This is a genomic window from Streptomyces sp. NPDC088097, assembly GCF_044741845.1.
Classification (GTDB): domain Bacteria; phylum Actinomycetota; class Actinomycetes; order Streptomycetales; family Streptomycetaceae; genus Streptomyces.
In genome coordinates, this window is record NZ_JBIUTJ010000001.1 from 662,664 (window position 1) to 688,146 (window position 25,483).

General features: G+C 72.2%; 25 protein-coding genes. 12 read left to right on the forward strand and 13 right to left on the reverse strand.

Features of this window, described 5'->3' with window-relative positions:
• The first annotated feature begins 4 nt into the window (after positions 1-4).
• Entirely contained in the window at positions 5-553 is a 549-nt protein-coding gene (locus ACIOD1_RS02875) for a flavin reductase family protein (protein WP_365622704.1), read from the forward strand.
• Positions 550-1,944, forward strand: coding sequence for a sensor histidine kinase (locus tag ACIOD1_RS02880; RefSeq protein ID WP_401899794.1), 1,395 nt, complete (start codon positions 550-552; stop codon positions 1,942-1,944). Before ACIOD1_RS02875 ends, ACIOD1_RS02880 begins: the two co-directional genes overlap by 4 nt.
• 98 nt (positions 1,945-2,042) lie before the next feature.
• Here the strand turns inward: ACIOD1_RS02880 and ACIOD1_RS02885 are convergent, their stop codons facing one another.
• The 3 genes from ACIOD1_RS02885 to ACIOD1_RS02895 all read right to left on the reverse strand — a co-directional run bounded on the left by ACIOD1_RS02885 (position 2,043) and on the right by ACIOD1_RS02895 (position 5,966).
• Positions 2,043-2,903 carry an NAD(P)H-binding protein gene (locus ACIOD1_RS02885; RefSeq protein WP_365622708.1) on the reverse strand — a complete coding sequence of 287 codons (861 nt, stop codon included), beginning with the start codon at positions 2,901-2,903 and terminating at the stop codon, positions 2,043-2,045.
• A 128-nt stretch (positions 2,904-3,031) separates the two neighbouring features.
• A complete protein-coding gene (locus tag ACIOD1_RS02890) occupies positions 3,032-4,210 on the reverse strand; it encodes an acyl-CoA dehydrogenase (RefSeq protein WP_365622709.1) in 1,179 nt (392 codons plus the stop codon).
• Between the two features lie 328 nt (positions 4,211-4,538).
• Positions 4,539-5,966 (reverse strand): MFS transporter, encoded by a 1,428-nt coding sequence (locus tag ACIOD1_RS02895; protein WP_365622966.1) that lies wholly within the window; start codon positions 5,964-5,966, stop codon positions 4,539-4,541.
• 214 nt (positions 5,967-6,180) lie between these two features.
• On the opposite strand from ACIOD1_RS02895, the gene ACIOD1_RS02900 reads away from it, so the two are divergent.
• From ACIOD1_RS02900 to ACIOD1_RS02910, 3 genes are all read left to right on the forward strand, one after another.
• Positions 6,181-6,618, forward strand: coding sequence for a helix-turn-helix domain-containing protein (locus tag ACIOD1_RS02900; protein ID WP_365622711.1), 438 nt, complete (start codon positions 6,181-6,183; stop codon positions 6,616-6,618).
• A gap of 94 nt (positions 6,619-6,712) precedes the next feature.
• Positions 6,713-6,838 carry a morphogenic membrane protein MmpB gene (gene mmpB, locus ACIOD1_RS02905; RefSeq protein WP_365622713.1) on the forward strand — a complete coding sequence of 42 codons (126 nt, stop codon included), beginning with the start codon at positions 6,713-6,715 and terminating at the stop codon, positions 6,836-6,838.
• Between the two features lie 121 nt (positions 6,839-6,959).
• Positions 6,960-7,577 (forward strand): nucleoside triphosphate pyrophosphatase, encoded by a 618-nt coding sequence (locus ACIOD1_RS02910; protein ID WP_401899797.1) that lies wholly within the window; start codon positions 6,960-6,962, stop codon positions 7,575-7,577.
• On the opposite strand, the gene ACIOD1_RS02915 is transcribed toward ACIOD1_RS02910, so the two are convergent.
• Positions 7,558-7,983, reverse strand: coding sequence for a hypothetical protein (locus tag ACIOD1_RS02915; protein ID WP_365622717.1), 426 nt, complete (start codon positions 7,981-7,983; stop codon positions 7,558-7,560). The two genes, ACIOD1_RS02910 and ACIOD1_RS02915, sit on opposite strands and share 20 nt — an antisense overlap.
• Positions 7,984-8,371: 388 nt before the next feature.
• Between ACIOD1_RS02915 and ACIOD1_RS02920 the strand changes: the two genes are divergently transcribed.
• Positions 8,372-10,135, forward strand: a complete 1,764-nt coding sequence (locus ACIOD1_RS02920; RefSeq protein ID WP_365622719.1) for a biotin carboxylase N-terminal domain-containing protein — start codon at positions 8,372-8,374, stop codon at positions 10,133-10,135.
• A gap of 182 nt (positions 10,136-10,317) precedes the next feature.
• Here ACIOD1_RS02920 and ACIOD1_RS02925 read toward each other — a convergent pair whose 3' ends face one another.
• Positions 10,318-11,292 (reverse strand): DeoR/GlpR family DNA-binding transcription regulator, encoded by a 975-nt coding sequence (locus ACIOD1_RS02925; RefSeq protein WP_365622721.1) that lies wholly within the window; start codon positions 11,290-11,292, stop codon positions 10,318-10,320.
• Positions 11,293-11,479: 187 nt separating this feature from the next.
• Positions 11,480-12,919 carry an NAD(P)H-quinone dehydrogenase gene (locus tag ACIOD1_RS02930; protein ID WP_365622723.1) on the reverse strand — a complete coding sequence of 480 codons (1,440 nt, stop codon included), beginning with the start codon at positions 12,917-12,919 and terminating at the stop codon, positions 11,480-11,482.
• A gap of 240 nt (positions 12,920-13,159) precedes the next feature.
• On the opposite strand from ACIOD1_RS02930, the gene ACIOD1_RS02935 reads away from it, so the two are divergent.
• From ACIOD1_RS02935 to ACIOD1_RS02945, 3 genes are all read left to right on the forward strand, one after another.
• On the forward strand, positions 13,160-13,597 hold the full coding sequence (locus ACIOD1_RS02935) for a gamma-glutamylcyclotransferase (RefSeq protein ID WP_365622725.1): 438 nt from the start codon (positions 13,160-13,162) through the stop codon (positions 13,595-13,597).
• A 110-nt stretch (positions 13,598-13,707) separates the two neighbouring features.
• A complete protein-coding gene (locus tag ACIOD1_RS02940; protein WP_365622727.1) occupies positions 13,708-14,514 on the forward strand; it encodes a purine-nucleoside phosphorylase in 807 nt (268 codons plus the stop codon).
• 35 nt (positions 14,515-14,549) lie between these two features.
• Positions 14,550-16,199 (forward strand): phospho-sugar mutase, encoded by a 1,650-nt coding sequence (locus ACIOD1_RS02945; protein WP_401899800.1) that lies wholly within the window; start codon positions 14,550-14,552, stop codon positions 16,197-16,199.
• Positions 16,200-16,267: 68 nt separating this feature from the next.
• Here the strand turns inward: ACIOD1_RS02945 and ACIOD1_RS02950 are convergent, their stop codons facing one another.
• From ACIOD1_RS02950 to afsQ1, 3 genes are read right to left on the reverse strand one after another with little or no spacing between them, the layout of a single operon-like run.
• A complete protein-coding gene (locus ACIOD1_RS02950; RefSeq protein ID WP_401899802.1) occupies positions 16,268-16,873 on the reverse strand; it encodes a hypothetical protein in 606 nt (201 codons plus the stop codon).
• 13 nt (positions 16,874-16,886) lie between these two features.
• Positions 16,887-18,383, reverse strand: coding sequence for an ATP-binding protein (locus ACIOD1_RS02955; protein ID WP_401899804.1), 1,497 nt, complete (start codon positions 18,381-18,383; stop codon positions 16,887-16,889).
• Positions 18,380-19,057: a two-component system response regulator AfsQ1 gene (gene afsQ1, locus ACIOD1_RS02960; protein WP_180291024.1), complete on the reverse strand. Its 678-nt coding sequence runs from the start codon at positions 19,055-19,057 to the stop codon at positions 18,380-18,382. Before afsQ1 ends, ACIOD1_RS02955 begins: the two co-directional genes overlap by 4 nt.
• A gap of 174 nt (positions 19,058-19,231) precedes the next feature.
• Between afsQ1 and ACIOD1_RS02965 the strand changes: the two genes are divergently transcribed.
• Positions 19,232-19,927 carry a SigE family RNA polymerase sigma factor gene (locus ACIOD1_RS02965; protein WP_365622735.1) on the forward strand — a complete coding sequence of 232 codons (696 nt, stop codon included), beginning with the start codon at positions 19,232-19,234 and terminating at the stop codon, positions 19,925-19,927.
• Between the two features lie 158 nt (positions 19,928-20,085).
• Here the strand turns inward: ACIOD1_RS02965 and ACIOD1_RS02970 are convergent, their stop codons facing one another.
• Positions 20,086-20,877: a uridine kinase gene (locus ACIOD1_RS02970; RefSeq protein ID WP_401899807.1), complete on the reverse strand. Its 792-nt coding sequence runs from the start codon at positions 20,875-20,877 to the stop codon at positions 20,086-20,088.
• Between ACIOD1_RS02970 and ACIOD1_RS02975 the strand changes: the two genes are divergently transcribed.
• Positions 20,876-21,223 carry a hypothetical protein gene (locus tag ACIOD1_RS02975; RefSeq protein WP_365622739.1) on the forward strand — a complete coding sequence of 116 codons (348 nt, stop codon included), beginning with the start codon at positions 20,876-20,878 and terminating at the stop codon, positions 21,221-21,223. The two genes, ACIOD1_RS02970 and ACIOD1_RS02975, sit on opposite strands and share 2 nt — an antisense overlap.
• 73 nt (positions 21,224-21,296) lie before the next feature.
• On the opposite strand, the gene ACIOD1_RS02980 is transcribed toward ACIOD1_RS02975, so the two are convergent.
• The 3 genes from ACIOD1_RS02980 to deoC are packed head-to-tail and all read right to left on the reverse strand — an operon-like array spanning position 21,297 to position 24,627.
• Positions 21,297-22,202: an aldehyde dehydrogenase family protein gene (locus ACIOD1_RS02980; protein ID WP_365622741.1), complete on the reverse strand. Its 906-nt coding sequence runs from the start codon at positions 22,200-22,202 to the stop codon at positions 21,297-21,299.
• Positions 22,202-23,659 (reverse strand): aldehyde dehydrogenase family protein, encoded by a 1,458-nt coding sequence (locus tag ACIOD1_RS02985; protein WP_365622743.1) that lies wholly within the window; start codon positions 23,657-23,659, stop codon positions 22,202-22,204. The genes ACIOD1_RS02980 and ACIOD1_RS02985 overlap by 1 nt, the downstream gene beginning before the upstream one ends.
• A 5-nt stretch (positions 23,660-23,664) precedes the next feature.
• A complete protein-coding gene (gene deoC, locus ACIOD1_RS02990) occupies positions 23,665-24,627 on the reverse strand; it encodes a deoxyribose-phosphate aldolase (protein ID WP_365622968.1) in 963 nt (320 codons plus the stop codon).
• 148 nt (positions 24,628-24,775) lie between these two features.
• On the opposite strand from deoC, the gene ACIOD1_RS02995 reads away from it, so the two are divergent.
• On the forward strand, positions 24,776-25,402 hold the full coding sequence (locus tag ACIOD1_RS02995; RefSeq protein ID WP_365622745.1) for a PH domain-containing protein: 627 nt from the start codon (positions 24,776-24,778) through the stop codon (positions 25,400-25,402).
• The last annotated feature ends 81 nt before the right edge of the window (positions 25,403-25,483 follow it).

Genomic DNA, 25,483 nt, shown 5'->3' on the forward strand with positions numbered 1-25,483 from the left:
CGAAATGAATTCTGCAACGACCCAGACCCCGACCCCCACCGGCCGGTCCGCGGCCGCGCGGACGCCGGCCTCGCTGCGCGAGGTGATGTCCCGGTTCGCGACCGGCGTGACGGTGCTGTCCGTCGGCGGCGAGTCCATCCACGGTATGACCGCCAACGCCTTCACCTCCGTCTCGCTGACACCGCCGACCGTTCTCGTCTCGATCGCGCACAGCGCCGTCATGTACCGGGCGATCACCTCGGCCGGGCACTTCGGCGTCTCCATCATGGGAGCCGGCCAAGAGGGGCTCGCCCGCTTCTTCGCCGACAAGAAGCGTCCGCTCGGACCAGCCCAGTTCACCGGGATCGACTGGGAGCGGGGCGAGCGCACCGGCGCGCCGCTGCTCGCGGGCGCCCTGGCCTGGCTGGAGTGCGAGGTGACCGAGGCCCACGACTCGGGCGACCACACCCTGTTCATCGGCACCGTGGCCGACGCCGGCCTCGGCGACCAGGACAGCGGCGGCCTGCTGTTCTACGACGGCGGCTTCCAGCGGCTCGCGCCGCACGGCCGATGACCGCCCCGACGCCCGGCTGGGACGCCGTCATCGGCCCCGGCTTCACCCGGGCGCTGCAAGAGGGGCTGTCCCGCGCGACGGTCGCCTCCCGGGCGCCCCGGCCCCCGGCGGTGGTGGCGCCGGCCCTCCCGGCGCCGCGGGCGTCCGGTCCGGCCCCGGCCCCGGCCCCCGGGTCCGCGGCCCGCGCGGCCCGGTCCGGCCCCGGCCCCGACCTCGGCCGGGAGGTGATCCGGCTGCCCTCCCGGGCGGCGGCCGGCGCGCTCACTCCGCAGGCCGAGATCGACGCCGTGCTGTGCCGGTTCGAGGCGGCGCTGCCGGCCGCGCTGCCGCCGTCCGCCCGCTCCGATCGCGCCCTGCGCCGGGCCCTGTCCGAACAGGCCCGGGCCACGCTCGCGGAGGCCCTCGGCGTGCCTTCGCGCCCCGCCGGCCGGTCCGGGCCCGCGCCCGCGCCCGTACGGCTCGGCGCGGTGGCGGTGTCCCTGCTCATGGAATGCGCGGTCCTCCAGATGTCGGACACCGGCTCCCTGACCGGGGCCACCGTCCGGGCCCTGGGCCAATCGCTGCGCGAGGCCGCCGCCGACACCGAGGCCGCGGCCCGCACCGGAGCGGGAGCCGCCGAGGCGGACTGCTGCTGGCACGAACAGCGCTGGTTCTCCCGAGAGTTGCACGACCAGGTCGCGGTGGGCATCACCACGGCCCGGCTGCTGCTGGCCGGGTGCCCCGCCGGCCCCACCCACGGACCCACCCACGGCGACGACCCGCACCACGAACCAGGCACCGAACCAGGCACCGGTCACGACGCCGAACCAGGCACCGATCACGATCACGACCCCGGTCACGCCACCGCGGACGAGCCCCGACGCTTCCGACAGGCCCTGCGGATCCTCGGCGAGGCCGACGCCCGCCTGCGCTCCCTGGTCTTCGGCGCCCACGAGGAGCAGGAACTGCCCCCGCTCGAAAGGGCCCTGCTCTCCTTCGCCGAAACCGCCGCCCCGGCCGGAGTGCGGGTGAGCGTCAAGGTCACCGGCGACGAGGGCCTGCTGCCCGAGGCCCACCGCCGCGACGTCTTCCTCACCCTGCGCGAGGCGCTGCGCAACAGCTTCGCCCACTCCCGTGCGCGGAAGGTGCAGGTGGCGGTGCGGACCACCCGGCGCTGGGCGTACGCCCGCGTCGAGGACGACGGCGTCGGGTTCGACCCGGAGCGCGAACTGCGTGCGGGCCACGGACACCAGGGCCTGCGGTCGATGGCGGAGCGGGTCGAGGACATCGGCGGCCGGCTGACCCTGCGCAGTTCCCCGTCGGGCGGCACCCTCGTCGAGGCCCACCTGCCGCTCCAGCCCGTGGCCGGCCTCCACCCGCCGGTCCGTCCGCGCCGCCGCGTACCGGCCTGAGCACCGGCCCTCGCGCGCTCGGCGCCCGTACGGGAACACGACGAAGGGCCGACCCCGTCAGGGGGCCGGCCCTTCGGCACGTGCGGACGGCGTCGGGATCAGACGTTCCAGACCCCGGCCGCCGCCGCGTCCTTGACGAAGTCGGCGAAGTCGCGCGGCTCGCGTCCCAGGACCCGGCGCACGGTGTCCGTCGGCTCGGCATTGCGGTTGTCGCGGATCTGCGCGACGAGGTCGGCGACGAAGAGGGCGTAGTCCTCCGGGACCTCGTAGCCGACCAGTTCGGCCACGTAGTCCGCGTGCTCGACCGGTACGTACTCGATCGCCCGCCCGGTGGCGGCGGAGATCTCCGCGACCGCCTCCGCGATGCTGATCGCGCGGGGGCCGCTCAGCTCGTACGTCTGCCCGGCGTGCCCCTCGTCGAGCAGGGCCGCGACCGCGACGGCGGCCACGTCCTCGGCGTCCACGAACGGCTCGCGCCCGTCGCCGGCCGGCAGGGCCACCCGGCCGTCGATCACGGACTCCAGCAGGACGCCCTCGTCGAAGTTCTGGTGGAACCAGTTGGGGCGCAGGACGGTCCATTCGAGGCCCGACTCGCGCACCGCCGCCTCCCCCGCGATGAGCGACTTGCCGCCGACGTCGTCGGTCACGCGGGCCTGGAGCAGGACCAGGCGGCGCACGCCGTTTTCGGCGGCGAGCGCGGCCAGCGCGCGCAGGTGGGCATCGACGTCCCACACCCCGGGCTTGTCCTGGAGGTCGACCAGGTACGCGGCGTCCGCGCCGGCCAGCGCGGGGCCCCAGGTGCCGCGGTCGTCCCAGTCGAAGTGGACGGGACCGGAACGGCCGGCCGCGCGGGCGGTGGCACCGCGCGCCCGGAGGCCCTGGACGACACGGCGGCCGGTCTTGCCGGTGCCGCCGAGCACGAGGACGGTCCGGTCGGTCCTGCGGTTCTTCTCGGTCATGGCGATGGGTCCTTCCGTAGGAGGGCGGATACGGCAACGGGCCACCCGCCGTCGGGGGCGGCGGGTGGCCCGGTGGGATGGCGGCCGGCCCGGTGGAGGGGGGGAAGACGGGCCTGCCGCGGGAGGATCTAGAGGAAGGGGGTGTCCGGGGCGAGGCCGAGGAGGGCGCGCCCGTGCACCTCCTGGTTGGTGTTGAAGGCGAACATGGCGTGCAGCGAGAGGCCCGTGATGTCGCGGTGGTAGCGCTGGATCGGGACGTCCCGCTGGATCGCGGAGGCGCCGCTGGCCTCGAAGAGGACGTCCACCGCCTCCTTGGCCAGCTGGATCGCGTAGGCACCCTGGCCGCGCGAGGCGGCCCGCTCGTCGACGCTCGGCAGGGTTCCGGCGTCGGCGTGCGCCTGGAGGCCGGTCAGCTGGCCCGCCTGGAGCGCCTCGGCGGCGGCGATCTTGTTCGCGGCGGTGGCCACCTGGATCTGGGTGACCGGCGAGAGCTTCTGCTCGGTCCAGGAGGTGTAGGTGATGCCGCGGCCCTGGACGCGCTCCAGGAACAGCTCGTAGGCACCCTTGGCTATGCCGATGTACGAGGAGGTGGCCAGGGTGGTGATGGTGGGGATGAAGCCGTAGTTGCGGCCGTTCGCACCCGTGTTGGAGCGGTCGCCGGTGACCCCGCCGAGGATCTCGATGAGGCTGACGACCCGGTGGGCCGGCACGGTGACGTTCTCGGCGGTGACGCTGGAGCTGCCGGTGGCGGCGGCCGAGGAGGCGTGCCAGTCGTCGACGATGTCGAGCTCCGCGACCGGGACGACGGCCGCGAAGGGGGCGGGGGTGCCGTCGGCGCCCGGGAGGAGGGCCGCGAGGATCGCCCAGTCGGAGCCGCGGACGCCGGTGAGCCACTTCCAGGAGCCGTTGAGCACGTAGGCGTCACCGCTGGGCGCCAGGGTGCCGGTGGGGGTGAAACCGGTCGACGCGCGGACGGAGCCGGCCGCGAAGACCTCCTCCTGGGCGCGGTCCGGGAAGAAGGTGAGCACCCAGGCGCTGGAGACCCAGAGCATCGAGACCCAGCCGGTCGCGGTCTCGGCCCTGGCGATCGCGTTGAGGACCTCGGCCGTGCGCGCGATGGGCGCGTCGATGCCGCCGAAGCGCGCCGGGACGGAGAGGCGGAAGACGCCGGCCTCGTCGAGGTGCTTGACGTCCTCGTCGGAGATCCAGCGGCGCTCCTCGTTCTCGGGGCCGCTCGCACGGAGCGCCGGGGCCAGCGCCGACACCTTTTCCAGTACCGCGGCGACCGCCGTGTCAGTCGTGCTCATTCTGCTCTCCTCAGCATTGAGAATTCATTTGACGATGCGTGACGGGAGGGATTCGCCAGGCTGTACCGAATTACGGCACCGGATGCGCTCCCGAAATGCGGAAACCGACTCCACCAGCACGCCGACCTGCGAGTCCCATTCTCACGACGCCCGGTCACAGGCCGGTAATCGGAAACTCTTCGGAGACTCTTTCCGGATCCTCTCGGATGGGCCGGCGCACGGGAGGGGAGCCCGCGTACGAAAAACACCTCGCCCCGGCCAGGGGACCGGGGCGAGGTGCGACAGGGGGGCCGCTCGGAAGCGGCGCGGGGCGTCTGGGGGTCGTCCGTCAGTGCAGGACCCCCGCGGGCTCGGCCGTCTCGGCACCGCCGACGGCCGGGGCGACCTCGGGCTCGGGCGCCTTGTCGCGGATCCCGAAGAGGCTGATGAGGGCGGCGACCGCGGCGAAGGCGAGCGGGACGATCAGCGCGGTCTGGTAGGCGTCCAGGTCGGCGGCGGCCTGGTTGCCGTCGGTGGCGGCGACCAGCACACCGGTGGCCGCGGAGAGGCCGAGCGCGGCACCGAACTGGAAGGAGGTGTAGAGGAGGCCGCCGGCGACGCCCTGCTCCTCCTCGGCGATGCCCTCGGTACCGGCGATGGTCAGCGGACCGTACGCCAGGGAGAAGGCCAGGCCCAGGATGACCAGGCTCGGCAGCATGGCCAGGTACGTCCAGTCCGCGCCGAGGGGCAGGAAGAGGGCGTAGGCGAGGGAGGCGAGGACCAGGCCGCCGAAGATGACCTTGCCGTTGCCGAACTTCTCGACCAGCTTCGGGGTCAGGGTCGGAGACAGGATCGCGTCGATGCCGATGACGATCATCGCGAAGCTGGTCTGGAGGGTCGACCAGTCGCGCAGTTCCTGGAGGTAGAGAACCACGATGAACTGGAAGCCGAAGAAGCCTCCGGAGAAGAGCAGGGCCGCCAGGTTGGAGCGGACCAGCGGTCCGTTGCGGAAGAGGCCCAGGCGCACCAGCGGCGAGCGGGACGAGCGCTCGATGCCGATGAAGACGGCGAAGAGCAGGAGGCTGGCGGCGACCGTGCCGACCGTCCACAGGGCGTCGACGTGCGGCGCCCGCTCCACGGCGAAGACCAGCAGCAGGATGGCGGCGGTGACGCTGAGCGCGCCGCCGAGGTCGATCGGCTCGCCGTTGCGCGCCGGCTTCTCGGACTTCGGGATCAGGGCGAGGGCCGCGACCAGGATGATCGCCGAGAGGACCACCGGGGCGAAGAACACCAGGCGCCAGCTGACGGCGCTCAGCAGGCCGCCGACGACGAGGCCGATGGAGAAGCCGCCGGCCGCGGTGCCCGAGTAGACCAGGAGCGCCTTGTTGCGCGCCGCGCCCTCCTCGAAGCTGGTGGTGATGATCGACAGGCCGGCGGGCGCCATGAAGGCGGCGGCGACACCGGTCACGAAGCGCGCGGCGAGGAGCATCCAGCCCTCGGTCGCGAAGCCGCCGAGACCGGAGAAGAGCAGGAAGACGGTCAGCCAGAAGACGAACATCTGGCGGCGTCCGAACAGGTCGGCGGCGCGGCCGCCGAAGAGCATGAAGCCGCCGTAGCCGAGGACGTACGAGCTCATGACCCACTGAAGGGTGCTGGTGGACAGGCCGAGGTCCTCGCGGATCGAGGGCAGTGCCACGTTGAGCATGGCGACGTCGATGCCTTCGAGGAAGATCGCGCCACACAGCACGAACAGCACGCCCCAAGCGCGCCCGCTCATGCGGTCGGTGCCACTGTCCGGTGGGGTCTGCGGTGCGGACACAGGAATCTCCTTGAACACTGAGGAATAAATTCGAGAAGAAGCGGCTATTCCCTCCACTCCCATGAGGATCCATTGAGGATTCGGTGAGGGACGACAGCCTTTTATCGGCGGCCGGGGGAGAGTGCCGGTTCCCACTTGTAACCATCGGTATCTTGCGGCAGGCTGACTCACCATGGAAGAAGGCACTTTGAAGTCACCGACGCACTGCACGGGTACCGACGAGGATTACGAGATCCGCCAGTGGGACACCCGCGAGGGCTGCGAAGTGCGGCAGATCCTCGACCGGGTCGCCGACAAGTGGTCACTGCTCGTCATCTCGTACCTCGAACGCCGATCGCTGCGCTTCTCCGAGCTGCGGCGCATGATCGAGGGGATCAGCCAGCGCATGCTGACGGTCACCCTCCGTCAGCTCGAACGGGACGGCATGGTCCGGCGCACGGTCCATCCCGTCGTACCGCCCCGCGTGGACTACGAGCTCACACCGCTCGGGGAGAGCCTGCACGACACCATCCAGGCCCTGGTCGACTGGACCGAGGCGCACGAGACGCAGATCTCCTCGGCCCGGACCGAGTACGACAACCGACTGGCGTACGACGCAAAGGTGTCATGAACTCTTCATGTTCAGGACGTTCGTCGTGAGAAACCGTGGCGCTTGAGTATCCGTACTCAAGCGCCATCGCCGTTCCCGGGGGCAGGATCGGTACATGCTCTGGTCCGACCCCGAGAACGAGCCCCCCGAGGACATGCGCGACGCACAGACCATGCTGCGGCGGATGATCCTGATCCTCGTCCTCGCCATGCTGGTGGTGGTCTACGTCCTCGGCGTCTGAGGGCTGTCCCGCAATCCGTGGTGGATCGGCGCGCGCCCACCAGGGATCACGGGGCGGCCCTTGGGCCGTCTCTTTCGGCGCCGGCCCGCGAGGCCCGGTCGGCCGCGAGGACGGCCCTACGATGGCCCCCATGACTGCTGCCTCGCCCCGCCCCGTCGTCCTCGCCTCCGCCTCCCCCGCACGACTGAACCTGCTGCGGCAGGCCGGGCTCGCCCCGCACGTGATCGTCAGCGGGTTCGACGAGGACACCCTGAACCACGACGAACCGGCCGCCCTCGCCCTGGCGTTGGCCGAGGCCAAGGCGGCCGTGGTCGTCGGCCTCCCCGAGGCGGCGGGCGCGCTGGTGATCGGCTGCGACTCCGTACTGGAGCTGGACGGAGAGGCGTTGGGCAAGCCGGCGGACGCCGAGGAGGCCACCGCCCGCTGGAAGTCGATGCGCGGTCGGGCGGGAGTCCTGCGCACCGGCCACTGCGTGATCGACACCACCACCGGGCGTCAGGTCTCGGCGACGGCCTCCACGACCGTGCGCTTCGGCGAGCCGACGGACGCGGAGGTGGCGGCGTACGTGGCCAGCGGCGAGCCGCTGCACGTGGCGGGCGCCTTCACCCTGGACGGGCTGTCGGCCCCCTTCATCGACGGCATCGACGGCGACCCCGGCAACGTGATCGGACTGTCGCTGCCGCTGCTGCGCGCCCTGCTCGGAGAACTGGGCGTGTCCATCACGGACTTGTGGGCGTGAGTTCCTCGCGCCGCGACCGGCCGTAGAGCATCAGGAACAGCACCAGCAGGCAGAAGATCGTCGTCGTCGCCACGAAGGCGCCCCAGCCGACGACCGCCACGGCAACGACGCCGAGCAGCGCGTGGACCACCGCGGCGACGACGAGCACGAGGCGGGCGGGGACGCCGGGTGCCCGGTCGCGCACCGCCGCCACCGCGAGGAGCACGGCGCACAGCAGCAGGAAGCCCCCCGTCACCGCGCCCAGTACGTAGGTCGCCTTCGACATGAGGGCCGGATCGGCGCCGCCGATCGACATCGACTGGTTCGCGGTGGTGGCGGCCAGCACCAGGTTGACGAGGACCAGCACCACCGCCTCCGCGACCAGCGCCAGCGCGGCCAGCCCGGCGACGAGCCTTCGCGGCACCATGTCCCACCCCCCGCACGCCACAGGCGCGTTCGACGACCGCGTTCGACGACCTGGAGGCTACTTGCGGGTAAACCCCGGGACAAGAGCCCGGGCACCCCCAATACGGATGGCCCCCTCCCCCGCGGGCGCCTCTCAAAGAATGCTCGGGTCGTTCGTAGGGACTCGACAAAGAATCGGCCGGGGCCGCTTACCCGGGGAACAGAGACCTGCGGCGTACAACAGGGCTACTGTGCAGTCGGGGAACTCCCTGACCTGGGGCGACACAAGGGTTTTTCCACTCCGGAGGACTGCGGACGACCCTCTGTGTGGGCAAGGTCACCTGCGGGGAAGGGTCGAAAGGCCGTGTCGGCAGTCCCTAAACTCAGCTTGTTTCAAGGAGGGAGCCATCGTGCGCAAGGTGCTCATCGCCAACCGTGGCGAAATCGCTGTCCGCGTTGCTCGGGCCTGCCGGGACGCCGGGATCGCGAGCGTAGCCGTCTACGCCGATCCGGACCGGGACGCTCTGCACGTCCGCGCGGCAGACGAAGCTTTCGCGTTGGGTGGTGACACCCCGGCCGCCAGTTACCTCGACATGGCGAAGGTCCTGCAGGCCGCCGCCGACGCCGGAGCGGACGCCGTCCACCCCGGATACGGCTTCCTGTCCGAGAACGCGGAGTTCGCCCAGGCCGTCATCGACGCCGGCCTGACCTGGATCGGCCCGCCGCCGCAGGCCATCCGCGACCTCGGCGACAAGGTCGCCGCCCGCCACATCGCCCAGCGCGCCGGGGCCCCCCTGGTCGCGGGCACCCCCGACCCGGTCTCCGGCTCCGACGAGGTCGTCGCGTTCGCCCGCGAACACGGCCTGCCCGTCGCCATCAAGGCCGCCTTCGGCGGCGGTGGACGCGGACTCAAGGTCGCCCGGAACCTCGAAGAGATTCCCGAGCTCTACGACTCCGCCGTCCGCGAGGCCGTCGCGGCCTTCGGGCGCGGCGAGTGCTTCGTCGAGCGCTACCTCGACAAGCCCCGCCACGTGGAGACCCAGTGCCTGGCCGACTCCCACGGCAACGTGGTCGTCGTCTCCACCCGTGACTGCTCGCTCCAGCGTCGCCACCAGAAGCTGGTCGAGGAAGCCCCGGCCCCGTTCCTGACGCAGGCCCAGAACGAGGAGCTCTACGCCGCCTCGAAGGCCATCCTCAAGGAAGCCGGCTACGTCGGCGCCGGCACCGTCGAGTTCCTGGTCTCCGCCGACGGCCTGATCTCCTTCCTGGAGGTCAACACCCGCCTCCAGGTCGAGCACCCGGTCACCGAAGAGGTCGCGGGCATCGACCTCGTACGCGAGATGTTCCGCATCGCCGACGGCGAGGAACTCGGCTACGGCGACCCCGTCCTGCGCGGTCACTCCTTCGAGTTCCGCATCAACGGCGAGGACCCGGGCCGAGGCTTCCTGCCCGCCCCCGGCACCGTCACCAAGTTCAACCCCCCGACCGGTCCCGGCGTCCGCCTCGACACCGGCGTCGAGTCCGGCTCCGTCATCGGCCCCGCCTGGGACTCGCTCCTGGCCAAGCTGATCGTCACCGGCGCCACCCGCGAACAGGCCCTCCAGCGCGCCGCCCGCGCGCTCGCCGAGTTCGAGGTCGAGGGCATGGCCACCGCCATCCCCTTCCACCGCGCCGTCGTCGCCGACCCCGCTTTCGCCCCCACCGACGGGAGCCCGTTCACGGTCTTCACCCGGTGGATCGAGACCGAGTTCGTCAACGAGATCCCCGCCTTCGTGGCCCCGGCCGCCGAGGACTCCGAGGACGAGCCCGGTCGTGAGACCGTCGTCGTCGAGGTCGGCGGCAAGCGCCTCGAAGTCTCCCTGCCGTCCTCGCTCGGCATGACCCTGGCCCGCACCGCGGCCGCCGGGGGCGCCAAGCCCAAGCGGCGGGCCGCCAAGAAGTCGGGGCCCGCCGCCTCCGGCGACACCCTCGCCTCGCCGATGCAGGGCACGATCGTCAAGGTCGCGGTCGAAGAGGGCCAGCAGGTCAACGAGGGCGACCTCGTCGTGGTCCTGGAAGCGATGAAGATGGAGCAGCCGCTCAACGCGCACCGCTCCGGCACCATCGTCGGCCTCAACGCCGAGGTCGGGGCCTCCCTCACCTCCGGCGCCACCATCTGCGAGATCAAGGACTGATCCCGCCGCCTTCGGGCGCGGCGCTCGTGAGCGCCCATGACGCAGGCCCCGCCCGGTTCTCCGGGCGGGGCCTGCGTCGTCGACCGGGCGATCTCCGCGGGGCCACCCTGGCGGGAGCGGCCCCGCGGACACGCCCGGAAGGCGATGGCCGGGTCCTGCCGGCGCTACTGCGACGACGGGATTCAGCGGCGCCGCATGTCGGCGACCCTGGCCCGCTCCCCGGCCTGCTGCTCCAGCATCGAGGCGGGCGCGCTGCGCAGCTGGGCGGTGGGTCCGCCGCGCCGCTGGACCGGCAGCGGGGAATCCCGCCGCGGCCTGCGCCCCTGCATGCCGTCCCCGGACGCGCCGGGGCCGTGGCCCCCGCCGGAGGCCACCGCCGCGCCCGCGACGGTGATCTGCACGCCTTGGTCGGCCAGCGCCTGGAGCTCGGTGGCGGCCCGGTCGTCGTGGGGCGGCGGCTCGTTCGTGACCAGCCGCGTCATGACGTCGGTCGGCACGGTCTGGAACATGGTGTCGGTGCCCAGCTTCGTGTGGTCGGCGAGCACCACCACCTCGGCCGCGGCCTGGACCAGGGCCCGGTCCACGCTCGCGGAGAGCATGTTGGAGGTGGACAGACCGCGTTCGGCCGTCAGCCCGCTCCCGGACAGGAAGGCCCGGGAGACGCGCAGCCCCTGGAGGGACTGTTCGGCGCCACTGCCCACGAGGGCGTAGTTGGTCCCGCGCAGGGTTCCGCCGGTCATCACCACCTCCACCCGGTTGGCGTGGGCGAGGGCCTGGGCGACGAGCAGGGAGTTGGTCACGACGGTGAGTCCGGGCACCCGGGCGAGCCGGCGGGCCAGCTCCTGGGTGGTGGTACCCGCGCCGACGACGACGGCCTCGCCCTCTTCTACGAGGCCGGCCGCGACATCGGCGATGGCGGTCTTCTCCGCCGTCGCGAGATGGGACTTTTGCGGAAAGCCGGATTCACGGGTGAAACCGCCCGGCAGTACCGCACCGCCGTGCCGGCGGTCGAGGAGTCCTTCTGCCTCCAGCGCCCGCACGTCCCGCCGTACGGTCACTTCGGAGGTCTGGACGACGCGGGCGAGCTCCCGGAGCGAAACCGCTCCGTTGGCCCGCACCATTTCGAGGATCAATTGGCGACGTTCTGCAGCGAACACGAAACTGACAGTAACGCCAACGACCGTCTGCTTTCAGCTCTTTGCGCCGGAATACCGAAGTTGTCCATACGGATGGGCGACTAGTGGTATACGCGGCCCGACCGCCGGGCGAACATCCGGCGCGCTCCCGAGGCCCACCTCGCCGACCACCCCAACCCACCTGCGGGCGGGGGTGGTTGGCGCGACCTCAGACCTCGCCGGCCGCCTTGCGGGTGTGCAGCTGACGGGCGACCTCGGCGATCGATCCGGACAGGGAGGGGTACACGGTGAACGCTTTTGCGATCTGCTCGACGGTCAGGTTGTTGTCGACGGCGATCGAGATCGGGTGGATCAGCTCGCTCGCGCGCGGCGAGACGACCACGCCGCCGACCACGATGCCCGTGCCGGGACGGCAGAACATCTTCACGAACCCGTCCCGGATGCCCTGCATCTTGGCGCGCGGGTTGCGCAGCAGCGGCAGCTTCACCACACGGGCGTCGATCTTGCCCGAGTCCACGTCGGACTGGGTGTAGCCGACGGTGGCGATCTCGGGGTCGGTGAAGACGTTCGAGGAGACGGTCTTGAGGTTCAGCGGGGTCACCGCGTCGCCGAGGAAGTGGTACATCGCGATGCGGCCCTGCATGGCGGCCACGGAAGCCAGCGCGAAGATGCCGGTCACGTCACCCGCCGCGTACACGCCCGGGGAGGAGGTGCGCGAGACCTTGTCGGTCCAGATGTGGCCGGAGTCCTTGAGCCGGACCCCGGACTCCTCCAGGTTCATGTTCCCGGTGTTCGGGATCGCGCCGACCGCCATCAGGCAGTGGGTGCCGGTGATGACCCGCCCGTCGGACAGGGTCACCTCGACCCGGTCCCCGACCCGCTTGGCGGACTCGGCGCGCGAGCGCCCGATGACGTTCATGCCGCGACGACGGAAGACGTCCTCCAGGACGGCCGCCGCGTCCGGGTCCTCGCCCGGGAGCACCCGGTCGCGCGAGGAGACCAGGGTCACCCGGGAGCCGAGGGCCTGGTAGGCGCCGGCGAACTCGGCGCCGGTCACGCCCGAGCCGACCACGATGAGCTCCTCGGGGAGCTCCTCCAGGTCGTAGACCTGGGTCCAGTTCAGGATCCGCTCCCCGTCGGGCATCGCGTCGGGGATCTCGCGGGGGTGTCCGCCGGTCGCGATCAGCACGGCGTCGGCGGTGAGGATCGTCTCGGTGCCGTCCGCCGCGGTGACGATGACGTCGCGCGTGCCGTCGATGCCCTGCGGGCCGCCCAGCTTGCCGCGTCCGCGCAGGACCCGGGCGCCGGCCCGGGTCACGGAGGCCGTGATGTCGTGGGACTGGGCCAGCGCCAGGCGCTTGACGCGCCGGTTCACCTTGCCAAGGTCCACGCCGACCACGCGCGCGGCCTGCTCGATGTGCGGGGTGTCGTCCGCGACGACGATGCCCAGCTCCTCGTACGACGAGTCGAAGGTCGTCATGACCTCGGCCGTCGCGATGAGCGTCTTCGAGGGAACGCAGTCGGTCAGTACCGACGCCCCGCCCAGACCGTCGCAGTCGACGACGGTCACCTCCGCGCCGAGCTGGGCCCCCACCAGGGCTGCCTCATACCCGCCGGGTCCGCCGCCGATGATCACGATCCGGGTCACGAAATCCGCCTCACGTCTACCCGGCCGGCTGCCGCCCCGGCCGGTGATCCGGGGGGTCTCCCCGGGGGATGCATTGCGTGCTCCATTGTCCCGCACGCTTCAAGGTGCTTCGCGCCCGGTCCCGCCATCCGGTGCGGAGCCGGGTGCCCGGGGCCGCCCGGCCCGGTCCCGACGGGGCGCGGGGGCGGTCGCGGCGGCCGGGCACGCGTCCCGACCCGCCCCTCCCGTACCCTCGACCACATGTCGCTCTACGCCGCGTACGCCGGCAACCTCGACCCGCGGCTGATGACGCGCCGCGCTCCGCATTCGCCGCTGCGCGGCACGGGCTGGATCAACGACTGGCGGCTGACCTTCGGCGGCGAGCAGATGGGCTGGGAAGGCGCGCTCGCGACCATCGTCGAAGCCCCCCGCCAGCAGATCTTCGTCGCGCTCTACGACATCGCCCCGCTCGACGAGGAGTCCATGGACCGCTGGGAGGGCGTCGGCATGGACATCTACCGCCGGATGCGCGTGCGGGTCCACACCCTGGACGGCGAGGAAGCCGCCTGGCTCTACGTCCTCAACGGCTACGAGGGCGGCCTGCCCTCCGCGCGCTACCTGGGCGAGCTGGCCGACGCCGCCGAGTCCGCCGGCGCCCCCCACGACTACGTGATGGAACTGCGCAAGCGCCCCTGCTGAGGCCCCGCCCCTCTACGGGAACGATTCGGCGGAAACGACAAGACAACGATCCGAACACCGTGAGCTGCGCCATCTACGCGCGTAGGCCGAGAGCGGTTACGCTCGTCCGCGTGAACGCATCTGTTATCGACCCCTTCGCCGCCGCCGACGCCGCCGCCACCCGCCTGCGCGAGCTGACCGGCGTCGACTCCCACGATGTCGCCCTGGTCATGGGCTCCGGCTGGGCCCCCGCCGCCGAGGCGCTGGGCGCCCCCGAGGCCGAGTTCCCGGTCACCGAGCTGCCCGGCTTCCCGCCGGCCGCCGTCCAGGGTCACGGCGGCACGATCCGCTCGTACCAGATCGGCGAGAAGCGCGCCCTGGTCTTCCTCGGCCGGACCCACTACTACGAGGGCCGCGGCGTGGCCGCCGTCGCCCACGGCGTGCGCACCGCCGTCGCCGCCGGCTGCAAGACCATCGTCCTGACCAACGGCTGCGGCGGCCTGCGCGAGGGCATGCAGCCCGGCCAGCCGGTGCTGATCAGCGACCACCTCAACCTGACGGCCACCTCGCCCATCGTCGGCGCGAACTTCGTGGACCTGACGAACCTGTACTCGCCGAAGCTGCGCGCGATGTGCAAGGAGATCGACCCCACCCTCGAAGAGGGCGTCTACGTGCAGTTCCCCGGCCCGCACTACGAGACCCCGGCCGAGATCAACATGGTCCGCGTCCTCGGCGCCGACCTGGTCGGCATGTCCACCGTGCTGGAGGCCATCGCGGCCCGTGAGGCCGGCGCGGACGTGCTCGGCATCTCCCTGGTCACCAACCTGGCGGCCGGCCTGTCCGGCGAGCCGCTGAACCACGAAGAGGTCCTCCAGGCCGGCCGTGACTCGGCCGCCCGCATGGGCAAGCTGCTGACCCAGGTCCTCGCCCGCATCTGAGGCACCGGCACCGTACGAGAGACAAGGCGGAAGTAGTGCAGGACGATCTGATCGCACGGGCCCAGGCCTGGCTGGCCGAGGACCCCGACCGGGAGACGGCGGACGAACTCGCCGCCCTCGTCTCGGCGGGCGACACCGCCGAACTCGCGGACCGGTTCTCCGGCACGCTCCAGTTCGGCACCGCCGGGCTGCGCGGCGAGCTGGGCGCGGGCCCGATGCGGATGAACCGCGCCGTGGTCATCCGTGCCGCGGCGGGCCTGGCGGCCTACCTCAAGGACCAGGGCCACGAAGGCGGCCTGGTCGTCGTCGGGTACGACGCCCGCTACAAGTCGGCGGACTTCGCGCGCGACACCGCGGCCGTGATGACCGGCGCCGGGCTGCGCGCGGCCGTCCTGCCCCGACCGCTGCCGACGCCCGTCCTCGCGTACGCCATAAGGCACCTGGGCGCCGTCGCCGGCGTCGAGGTGACCGCGAGCCACAACCCTCCCCGGGACAACGGCTACAAGGTCTACCTCGGCGACGGCTCCCAGATCGTCTCCCCGGCGGACACCGAGATCGCGGCCCGGATCGCCGCGATCGGCCCGCTGGCCTCCGTCCCCCGGCCCGAGCAGGGCTGGCAGGACCTCGGCGACGAGGTGCTGGAGGCCTACCTGGAGCGTACGGACGCGGTGCTGACCCCCGGGTCCGCCCGCGGTGTGCGGACGGTCTACACGGCCATGCACGGGGTCGGCAAGGACGTCGTCCTGGCCGCCTTCGCCCGGCACGGCTTCCCGGCACCGGTGCTCGTCGCCGAGCAGGCGGAGCCGGACCCGGCCTTCCCGACGGTGGCCTTCCCGAACCCGGAGGAGCCCGGCGCGATGGACCTGTCCTTCGCGACGGCCGCCGCCGCCGGACCGGACATCGTGATCGCCAACGACCCGGACGCCGACCGCTGCGCGGTGGCCGTCCCGGACGCCTCCGCGCCCGCCGGCTGGCGGATGCTGCGCGGCGACGAGGTCGGCGCGCTGCTGGCGGCCCACCTGGTCGACAAGGGCGCCCGCGGCGTCTTCGCGGAGTCCATCGTCTCCTCCAGCCTCCTGGGCCGGATCGCGGAGGCGGCGGGCGTCGGCTACGAGGAGACCCTGACCGGCTTCAAGTGGATCGCCCGCGTCGAGGGCCTGCGCTACGGCTACGAGGAGGCGCTCGGCTACTGCGTGGACCCCGAGGGCGTCCGCGACAAGGACGGCGTGACCGCCGCCCTGCTGGTGGCGGAGCTGGCCTCGGAGCTGAAGGAGCGGGGCCGCACCCTGACGGACCTGCTGGACGACCTGGCGCTGGCCCACGGCCTGCACCACACCGACCAGCTGTCGGTGCGCGTCTCGGACCTGTCGGTCATCGCCGACGCGATGGCCGCCCTGCGCGCCCGCCCGCCGGTGTCCCTGGCGGGCCTGCGGGTGGTCTCGGCGGAGGACCTCTCCCTCGGCACGGCCGCGCTGCCGCCCACGGACGGCCTGCGCTACCACCTGGACGGCGCGTACAAGGCGCGCGTCATCGCCCGCCCGTCCGGCACGGAGCCCAAGCTCAAGTGCTACCTGGAGGTCGTGGTCCCGGTGGCCGGGGCCTTCGACCTCGCCGCCGCCCGCGTCCGCGGCCAGGAAGTCCTGGACGCGATCAAGAAGGACCTCTCGGTGGCCATGGGCATCTGACCCGCCCCGCCCGCCGCTCCGGCCCCCCGAGCCCCGCTCGGGGGGCCGGGTCGTGTGCGGCGGACGCGTCAGGAAGGGGTCGGGGCGGTCGCGCCGGCGGTCGGGTCGACCAGTTCGCCCAGGGTCGGGATCGACTCCGGACGGGAGCGGACCGCGTCCGTGCACTCCCACGCCCGCGGCGGGTCCGCGTCCGGGCCGCCCAGGACGACCGGGCCCGCGCCGGCCGAGACGGCGTCGCTGGAGGCCAGGGTGCACACGACCTGCGCCAGCGCGACCGGCTCCAGGTCCTCGGGCTTGCGGCTCAACCGGACCGTCCCGGTCGCGTCGCCCGGCCTCGGCGCCCCCGCCGACAGGCCCTGCGGGACCACGCTGGTGAAGCCCGCGTCCCGCTCCTCCCCGGAGGACTGCCGCTCCAACTGCTCCAGCAGCGCCTGCGCGACCAGCGCGACGGGATCCCGCAGCTGACGCTTCTCCGGCACCGGGACGATCCGCTCCACACCCACCAGCTGCGATCCGCAGACCAGTTCCACCGTGGCCCGGAAGCCCTGGACCCCGCTCTGTCCGGCCCTCGGCTGCTCCGGGGTGTCGCAGGACACCCGCGACGGCGCCGGACCCACGTCCACCGGTACGGTCGTGGCCCGGATCCCGCACCCGGTGAGGACCAGCAGGCTCACGGCGACCGCGGCCCTACGCACCCTCGTCAGCCGTGTCACCGGCGATCACCGTCCCCACGTCCACCGGCAGGCGCAGCGTGAACACGGCCCCGCCGTCCGCCCCGTTGGCGGCGGTGATGTCGCCGCCGTGAATGTGCGCGTTCTCCATCGCGATCGACAGGCCGAGCCCGCTGCCGTCCGACTTCGGTCGGGAAGCGCTCGCCTTGTAGAAGCGGTCGAAGACGTGCGGCAGGACCTCCTCCGGGATGCCCGGGCCGTTGTCCCTGACCGCGATGACCAGCCACTCCCCCTCCACGACCACCGACACCCGCACCGGCGAGCCGCCGTGCTTGAGCGCGTTGCCGATCAGGTTGGCCAGGATCACGTCGAGCCGCCGCGGGTCCAGGCGCACCATGGTCCCGCGCCCGGCGTCGAGTTCCACCGCGTCGAGCCAGGCGCGCGCGTCGATGCAGGCGGTGACCTGGTCGGAGACGTCCACGTCGTCGAGGACCAGACGGGCCGTGCCGGCGTCGAAGCGGGTGACCTCCATCAGGTTCTCCACCAGGATGTTCAGCCGCCGGGTCTCGCTGACGACGAGGGCCACCGCCGGGGCGATCATCGGGTCGAGGTCGTCGACCTCCTCCTCCAGCACCTCGGCGACCGCCGTCAACGCCGTCAGCGGCGTGCGGAGTTCGTGCGACATGTCGGCCACGAACCGGCGGCTCGCCTCGTCGCGGGCGGTCATGTCGACGACCTTCTTCTCCAGCGCCTCCGCCGTCTTGTTGAAGGTGTGCGCCAGATCGGCGAGTTCGTCGGTGCCCGACACCTCCAGACGGTGGTCGAGCTCTCCCTCGCCGAGCCGCCGCGCCGCGTCGCCGAGGCGCTGTACGGGCTTGAGGACGGTCCGCGAGGCGGCCTGGGCGAGCAGCGCCGAACCGAGCAGCGCCAGCCCGGTGGCGATGGTCAGCGACCAGCCCAGCGCGTTCAGGTCGTCCCGTTCGGTGGCGAGGGACTTGTACATGTAGCCGGTCGGTCCGCCGCCCACGATCCGGGTGCCGCCGACCAGGTAGGGGTTGCCTTTCGGCTTCGTGCGCTGCCAGTACATGTGGTACTCGGCGTCGTTGGCGGCGGTCGTCTTCTGCTCGTCGTCGACCGCGCTCCGCAGGGACTTCGGTACGTCGTCCAGCCCGAAGGAGTCCGCGCCCGCCGCGCCGAACACCTTGTGGCCGTCCTTGCGCTCGTCGACGAGCAGCACGCTGTAGCCGGGGCTGCTCCCCGCCATGAGGTCGGCGGTGCGCTGGAGTTCCTCGGAGGTCGGGTCGGCGGGCAGGGCGGCGGCCCGGATCTGCATCTCCTGGCGGAAGTCGCCGAGGGCCGCGTCCTGGGTCCGGGTGAGCACGGCCTCCCGGTTGAGCCAGTACGCGATCCCGGAGGCGGAGACCGCGGCCGTCAGCGCCACCAGGGCGAACACCACGAGGAGCCGCAGCCGCAGGCTGGTCCAACGCCTGCCCGCGAACAGGGCTCTGATCACTGCGGGGAGTCCAGCCGGTACCCGACGCCCCGGACGGTGCGGATCAGGGTCGGGGAGGAGGGAACCTCCTCGACCTTCGCGCGCAGCCGCTGCACGCAGGCGTCGACGAGGCGCGAGTCGCCGAGGTAGTCGTGCTCCCACACCAGGCGCAGCAACTGCTGGCGGGACAGCGCCTGGCCGGGCCGGCGGCTGAGCTCCAGGAGCAGCCGCAGCTCGGTCGGGGTGAGCTGGAGGTCCTCGCCGTTCTTCGTGACGGTCATGGCGGCCCGGTCGATGACCAGGGAGCCGAAGACGGCGGAGTCGCTCGCCTCGCGCTCGCCGCGGCGCAGCACGGCCCGGATCCGGGCGTCGAGGACCCGGCCCTGGACGGGCTTGACGACGTAGTCGTCGGCTCCGGACTCCAGGCCCACGACGACATCGATGTCGTCACTGCGGGCGGTCAGCAGGATGATCGGCAGCTGGTCGGTGCGCCGGATGCGCCGGCACACCTCGAAGCCGTCGATCCCGGGCAGCATCACGTCGAGGACGATCAGGTCCGGCCGCTGCTCGCGCAGCAGTTTCAGGCCGTCCTCGCCCGTCGCCGCGGTGGCCACACGGTGGCCCTGGCGTGACAGGGAGAGTTCGAGGGCCGTGCGGATGGCGTCGTCGTCCTCGATCAGCAACAGGAAAGGCACGCGCTCATTCTGTCCCATCGTTCCTCACGAGTTCGACCGTCGGGCGTGACGTATCCGGGCGGGCCCCGCTGTGACAGGCCTGTGACAGTCGCAGGACAGCCCGGTTATCTCGGCCGGGCAGGCTTCTGTCATCGAACAACGGACCCAAGCAGACTCCACGACGGGGGGCGCGAGATGAACACGCTGCACAGCACCACCACCAGCGCGGTTGTCACGCGGCTGCACGATGTGAACCGCCGGGCGGGTGTCCGTACGGTGACGGTCGCCCGTCCGCGACCGGCGCACGTCACAGCCATTGACGCGAACCAGTACCAGGCGGTTCCCGCACCGCGCACCCCGTCCTCCGCCGCGGAGGCCGAGTTCACCGCGTACGTCCGGGAGCGGCGGGCCGCGCTGTACGCGACGGCCTTCCACCTCACCGGTGACCGGCACGAGGCCGAGGACCTGCTCCAGAGCGCGCTGTTCTCCACGTACCGCGCCTGGGACCGGATCAGCGACAAGGCCGCGGTCGGCGGCTACCTGCGGCGCACGATGACGAACCTGCACATCAGCGCCTGGCGTCGGCGCAAGCTGAACGAGTACCCGACCGAGGAACTTCCGGAGACGGCCTCCGACACGGACGCGATGCGCGGCACGGAGCTGCGCGCGGTGCTGTGGCAGGCCCTGACCCGGATCCCGGAGGCCCAGCGCACGATGCTGGTACTGCGCTACTACGAGGGCCGTACGGACCCGGAGATCGCCGAGATCCTGGGCATCAGCGTCGGCACCGTGAAGTCGAGCATCTGGCGCTCGCTGCGCCGGATGCGTGAGGACGAGGCGCTGAGCTTCGGTCGCGACGAGGCGGAGTCCTTCGGGGAGCTCGTCGCGTAACCGGACGGGCCCCGCGAGGGGCCGTCGAGACCATGGGCCAGGGGGGCCGTCCCGCGGGGGGTGGGACGGTGGCCACGGGGAGAAGAGGCGGGATCAAGCGGCCGGGGGTCCGCGTGATCCCGCCTTTTCGCTTTGCCGCGGTGACGCCTGGGGGCGTCCTAGGCGGGGGTGGCGGTCGCGCGGTGGCGGCCCGCCGCGGCGGCGGCCAGTCGGCCCAGGGCCTCGTCGCGACCGCAGGGATGGGCGCCGAGGGCGGTGTGGCGGGCCACGATGCCGCGTTCGGCCCGCATCAGGCGCAGGCCGCGCCGCAGCAGGAAGGGCAGGGACTTGCGGCCTTCGCGCAGGTCGCGCGCCAGTCGGCGGCGGAAGGTGGTGGAGGGACGGCCGCGCAGGCAGAGCGCGTCGGCGAGGAGTCCCCGTTCCTGGCAGCGGGCCGCGATGTCGGCGGCGAAGATGCCCTCCGCGATGAACAGCGGGGTGCGGGCTATGTCCAGGGTCTCCGTGCCGGTCCGCGAGGAGGTGGCGAGGGAGTACTCGGGGACCTCGGTCCGGCCCGTCGCGCACAGTTCGGCGATGGCCGCGACGGCGGTGTCCGCGTCCCAGGAGAGCGGCGAGTCCCAGTCGATGTCGGAACTGCCCTCGACCAGCGGGAGGGTCGGGTCCGTCGCCTCCTTGTAGAAGTCGTCCAGGCGCAGGACGGGCAGCCCCGAGCGGGCCGCGAGCCGGGACTTGCCGGACCCCGAGGGACCGGTCAGCAGGACGACGCGCGTGGGGAGGGGAGATGAACGGCTCACGGGAAATAAGTGTGACGCATGACCGGGGGTATCGACACACCCGCGACGTCCCCTGCGAGAACCCTCACATCCCTCGCCGGGCCGCCGGTTGGAAACCGGGGATCCACCTCGACTACCCTGTGTGGCCACGCGACTACGACCACAGGCGGGAACCATGGCACGTCACGCAGCCCCCACCCCTCCGCATCGGCTCCGCACCGCGGGCCTGACCCTCTCCATGGCCGGAGCGGCCCTGGCGATGGCGGCCGGCGGCGCCCAGGCAGGGGAGCTCTCCGTCCCGGCGGCCCTGGCCGGGGTCGCCGATCCCATCGCGAACCTGAAGGTGAACCCCCTCGCGCACACCGGCGTGGACCCCCTCGACAACGGGGTGGCCACCAAGGTCGCCGACTTCCCGTCGGTGGGCACCGGGATGGTCACCGGGATCCTGACCCAGGGGCCCTCGGTGAGCGAACTGCCGACGGCCGCCGCGACCTCCCTGCTGGGGCCGGTGCTCCCCAAGTAGCCCTCCCCCGGGCACACGAAGGCCCCGACAGCGCGGGGGACGCTGCCGGGGCCGGTTCGTGGGGCGTCGGGGCTCAGTAGGACGAGCCGCCCGCGCCGAGGGAACCCGTCGGGTGCCAGACCGTCTTGGTCTCCAGGAACGCGGTCAGGCGGGAGGTGCCCGGGTCCGCGCTCCAGTCGTCCACAGGCTGTGGACGCAGGACGCGCTTGAGGTTGTCGGCCGCGGCGATCTCCAGCTCCTTGGCGAGCGCCACGTCGGCGCCGGCCAGGTCGATCGCGTTGACGTCCTGGTGGGAGGCCAGGTGCGGGCCCATCTCGGAGGCCTTGCCGGACAGGATGTTGACCACGCCGCCGGGCACGTCGGAGGTGGCCAGCACCTCGCCCAGGGACAGGGCGGGCAGCGGGGACTTCTCCGAGGCGATGACGACGACGGTGTTGCCGGTGGCGATCACCGGGGCGATCACCGAGACCAGGCCCAGGAACGAGGAGTCCTGCGGGGCGACGACCGTGACCACACCGGTCGGCTGCGGGCTGGAGACGTTGAAGAACGGGCCCGCGACCGGGTTGGTCCCGCCCACGATCTGGCCGATCTTGTCGGTCCAGCCCGCGTACCAGACCCAGCGGTCGATGGCAGCGTCCACGACGGCCGCGGCCTTGGACTTGGACAGCCCCTCGGCCTCGCCGACCTCGCGGACGAACTGCTCCCGGCGGCCCTCCAGCATCTCGGCGACGCGGTAGAGGACCTGGCCGCGGTTGTACGCGGTCGCGCCCGACCAGCCGCCGAAGGCCTTGCGGGCGGCGACGACCGCGTCACGCGCGTCCTTGCGGGAGGACAACGGCGCGTTGGCCACCCACTTGCCCTTGCTGTCGCTCACCTCGTACACCCGACCGCTCTCGGAACGCGGGAACTTCCCGCCCACGTACAGCTTGTAGGTCTTGAAGACGCTCAGACGCGTCGCGGAGGACTCAACGGTTGCCATCAGCGCTCACCCTTCGGGTTCGACGGGGCGAGGTAGCCCTCCAGGCCGTGCCGGCCGCCCTCGCGACCGAAGCCCGACTCCTTGTAGCCGCCGAAGGGCGAGGTCGGGTCGAACTTGTTGAACGTGTTGGCCCAGATGACACCGGCGCGGAGCTTGTCGGCGACCGCGAGGATCCGCGAGCCCTTCTCCGTCCAGATGCCGGCGGACAGGCCGTACTGACTGTTGTTCGCCTTGGCGACGGCCTCGTCGGGCGTACGGAAGGTCAGCACGGACAGGACCGGGCCGAAGATCTCGTCGCGGGCGACGGTGTGCGCCTGGGTGACGTTCGTGAAGAGCGTCGGGGCGAACCAGAAACCGGCGGACGGCAGCTCGCACGCCGGGGACCAGCGCTCGGCGCCCTCGGCCTCGCCGGTGTCCGCGAGCGCGGTGATCCGGGCGAGCTGGGCGGCGGAGTTGATCGCGCCGATGTCGGTGTTCTTGTCGAGCGGGTCGCCCAGGCGCAGCGTGGACAGCCGGCGCTTGAGGGAGTCCAGCAGCTCGTCGTGGATCGACTCCTGGACCAGCAGGCGCGAGCCCGCGCAGCAGACCTGGCCCTGGTTGAAGAAGATGCCGTTGACGATGCCCTCGACGGCCTGGTCGAGCGGGGCGTCGTCGAAGACGATGTTGGCTCCCTTGCCGCCCAGCTCCAGCGTGACCTTCTTGTCCGTACCGGCGATCTGACGGGCGATGGCCTTGCCGACCGCGGTCGAGCCGGTGAAGGCGACCTTGTCCACGTCCGGGTGCTCGACGAGGGCCGCGCCCGCGTCGCCGTAGCCGGTGAGGATGTTGACGACGCCCTTGGGCAGGCCCGCCTGGCGGCAGATGTCCGCGAAGAACAGCGCCGACAGGGGCGTGGTCTCGGCGGGCTTGAGGACCACGGTGTTGCCGGTGGCGAGCGCCGGGGCGATCTTCCACGCGAGCATCAGCAGCGGGAAGTTCCACGGGATGACCTGGCCGGCCACGCCGAGGGGGCGCGGGTTCGCGCCGTAGCCGGCGTGGTCGAGCTTGTCGGCCCAGCCCGCGTAGTAGAAGAAGTGCGCGGCGACCAGCGGGAGGTCCGCGTCGCGGGTCTCCTTGATCGGCTTGCCGTTGTCCAGGGTCTCCAGGACGGCCAGCTCGCGGCTGCGCTCCTGGATGATCCGGGCGATGCGGAAGAGGTACTTCGCGCGCTCGGAGCCGGGCAGCGCGGACCACTTCTCGAAGGCCTTGCGGGCGGCCTTGACGGCGCGGTCCACGTCGGCCGCGCCCGCCTGGGCCACCTCGGCGAGGACTTCCTCGCTGCTCGGCGAGACGGTCTTGAAGACCTTGCCGTCGGCGGCGTCGGTGAACTCGCCGTCGATGAAGAGGCCGTAGGAGGGGGCGATGTCGACGACCGAGCGGGACTCGGGAGCCGGTGCGTACTCGAAAACAGAACCCATGGTGATCAGTCCACCGTCACGTAGTCGGGACCGGAGTAACGGCCGGTGCTCAGCTTCTGGCGCTGCATCAGCAGGTCGTTCAGCAGGCTGGAGGCGCCGAAACGGAACCAGTGGTTGGACAGCCAGTCCTCGCCGACGGTCTCGTTGACCAGGACGAGGAACTTGAGGGCGTCCTTGGTGGTCCGGATGCCGCCGGCCGGCTTCACGCCGATCTGGACGCCGGTCTGCGCCTTGAAGTCGCGGACGGCTTCGAGCATCAGCAGGGTGTTCGCCGGGGTGGCGTTGACACCGACCTTGCCGGTGGACGTCTTGATGAAGTCGGCGCCGGCCATCATGCCGATCCAGGAGGCGCGGCGGATGTTGTCGTAGGTCGACAGCTCGCCGGTCTCGAAGATGACCTTGAGTCGGGCGGCGCTGCCGTCGGGGCGGACGCACGCCTCCTTGACGGCCCTGATCAGTTCGTACGTGTCCAGGTAGCGGCCGGCGAGGAAGGCTCCGCGGTCGATGACCATGTCCACCTCGTCGGCGCCGGCGGCGACGGCGTCACGGGTGTCGGCGAGCTTCACGGGCAGCGCGGCGCGGCCGGCCGGGAAGGCGGTGGCGACGGAGGCGACCTTGACGTCGGCTCCGTTCAGCGCGGCCTTGGCGGTGGCCACCATGTCGGGATACACGCAGACCGCGGCGGTCGTGGGCGTGGTGCGGTCGGTCGGGTCGGGGTGCACGGCCTTGGCGGAGAGCGCCCGGACCTTGCCGGGGGTGTCCGCGCCTTCCAGCGTCGTCAGGTCGATCATCGAGATGGCCAGGTCGATGGCGTACGCCTTGGCCGTCGTCTTGATCGAGCGGGTGCCGAGGGAGGCCGCGCGGGCCTCCAGGCCGACAGCGTCGACGCCGGGCAGCCCGTGCAGGAAGCGGCGCAGCGCACTGTCGGACGTCGTCACGTCAGCGAATGCGGTGAGGGTGGTGGGCATGGTCACCACCAGAGCATATCTACGCGCGTAGCGACCTGTCACCCCCCTCGCGCACATATCCGCGCACATGGGGGCGTGACGTCCGCCATGGCGGCGGGGCCGTCGTCGCCCGGATGCCGGTGCGCGGCGATGGGGCAGAATCGGCCGCATGACTACGCCCTCCCCCGACGAGCCGGTCTACGCCGACCGCGTCTACCGCTCTCCCCTGGCCCTCGCGACCGGGGTGCTGCTGCTCGCCCTGATCGCGTGGCTGTGCGGGGACGCCCTGGTGCGCGGCGAGGGGAACACCCGGTGGATCGCGTTGGCCGTCGCCCTCTTCGCCGTACCGCTGGCGGTCGCCTTCACCCTGCGTCCGGCGGTCTTCGCCAATGACGACCGGCTGCGGATCCGCAATCCGTTCCGCCTGGTCACGCTGCCCTGGGCGGCCGTGGACGCCGTGCGCGCGGGGTACTCGGCGGAGGTGCTGGCGGAGGGTTCGAAGTACCAGCTCTGGTCCGTGCCGGTGTCCCTGCGCGAGCGCAAGAAGGCCGGGCGGGCCCTGAACCGGCGCGACGCGCTCAGCGGAAAGGGCCTCGGGGCGCAGGGTCCGGCCGAGGCCGAGGGCCCGCCCCGGGCCCTGGCCGACAAGGTCGTGGACGAGCTGCGCGGGCTGGCCGAGCGCGGGGCGGCCCGGCCGGGCGCGCAGGGCGCCGTCACGGTGCGCTGGGCCTACGAGATCATCGCGCCGGCGGTGGCGGGGGCCGTCGCCCTCGTCCTCCTGCTCACGCTCGGCTGAGCGGGCTCCCGGGTGGGCCCGGGGTGGGCCCCGTCACTCGACCGTGGTGAGCGGAACCGGTCCCACCGGGGGGCGCGTCCT

Coding starts and splice junctions, on each gene's coding strand:
- ACIOD1_RS02875 (WP_365622704.1), top strand. CDS start 5: ATGAATTCTGCAACGACCCAGACCCCGACCCCCACCGGCCGGTCCGCG.
- ACIOD1_RS02880 (WP_401899794.1), top strand. CDS start 550: ATGACCGCCCCGACGCCCGGCTGGGACGCCGTCATCGGCCCCGGCTTC.
- ACIOD1_RS02885 (WP_365622708.1), bottom strand. CDS start 2,903: ATGACCGAGAAGAACCGCAGGACCGACCGGACCGTCCTCGTGCTCGGC.
- ACIOD1_RS02890 (WP_365622709.1), bottom strand. CDS start 4,210: ATGAGCACGACTGACACGGCGGTCGCCGCGGTACTGGAAAAGGTGTCG.
- ACIOD1_RS02895 (WP_365622966.1), bottom strand. CDS start 5,966: ATGAGCGGGCGCGCTTGGGGCGTGCTGTTCGTGCTGTGTGGCGCGATC.
- ACIOD1_RS02900 (WP_365622711.1), top strand. CDS start 6,181: ATGGAAGAAGGCACTTTGAAGTCACCGACGCACTGCACGGGTACCGAC.
- mmpB (WP_365622713.1), top strand. CDS start 6,713: ATGCTCTGGTCCGACCCCGAGAACGAGCCCCCCGAGGACATGCGCGAC.
- ACIOD1_RS02910 (WP_401899797.1), top strand. CDS start 6,960: ATGGCCCCCATGACTGCTGCCTCGCCCCGCCCCGTCGTCCTCGCCTCC.
- ACIOD1_RS02915 (WP_365622717.1), bottom strand. CDS start 7,983: ATGGTGCCGCGAAGGCTCGTCGCCGGGCTGGCCGCGCTGGCGCTGGTC.
- ACIOD1_RS02935 (WP_365622725.1), top strand. CDS start 13,160: ATGTCGCTCTACGCCGCGTACGCCGGCAACCTCGACCCGCGGCTGATG.
- ACIOD1_RS02965 (WP_365622735.1), top strand. CDS start 19,232: ATGAACACGCTGCACAGCACCACCACCAGCGCGGTTGTCACGCGGCTG.
- ACIOD1_RS02975 (WP_365622739.1), top strand. CDS start 20,876: ATGGCACGTCACGCAGCCCCCACCCCTCCGCATCGGCTCCGCACCGCG.
- ACIOD1_RS02970 (WP_401899807.1), bottom strand. CDS start 20,877: ATGGTTCCCGCCTGTGGTCGTAGTCGCGTGGCCACACAGGGTAGTCGA.
- ACIOD1_RS02980 (WP_365622741.1), bottom strand. CDS start 22,202: ATGGCAACCGTTGAGTCCTCCGCGACGCGTCTGAGCGTCTTCAAGACC.
- ACIOD1_RS02985 (WP_365622743.1), bottom strand. CDS start 23,659: ATGGGTTCTGTTTTCGAGTACGCACCGGCTCCCGAGTCCCGCTCGGTC.
- deoC (WP_365622968.1), bottom strand. CDS start 24,627: ATGCCCACCACCCTCACCGCATTCGCTGACGTGACGACGTCCGACAGT.
- ACIOD1_RS02995 (WP_365622745.1), top strand. CDS start 24,776: ATGACTACGCCCTCCCCCGACGAGCCGGTCTACGCCGACCGCGTCTAC.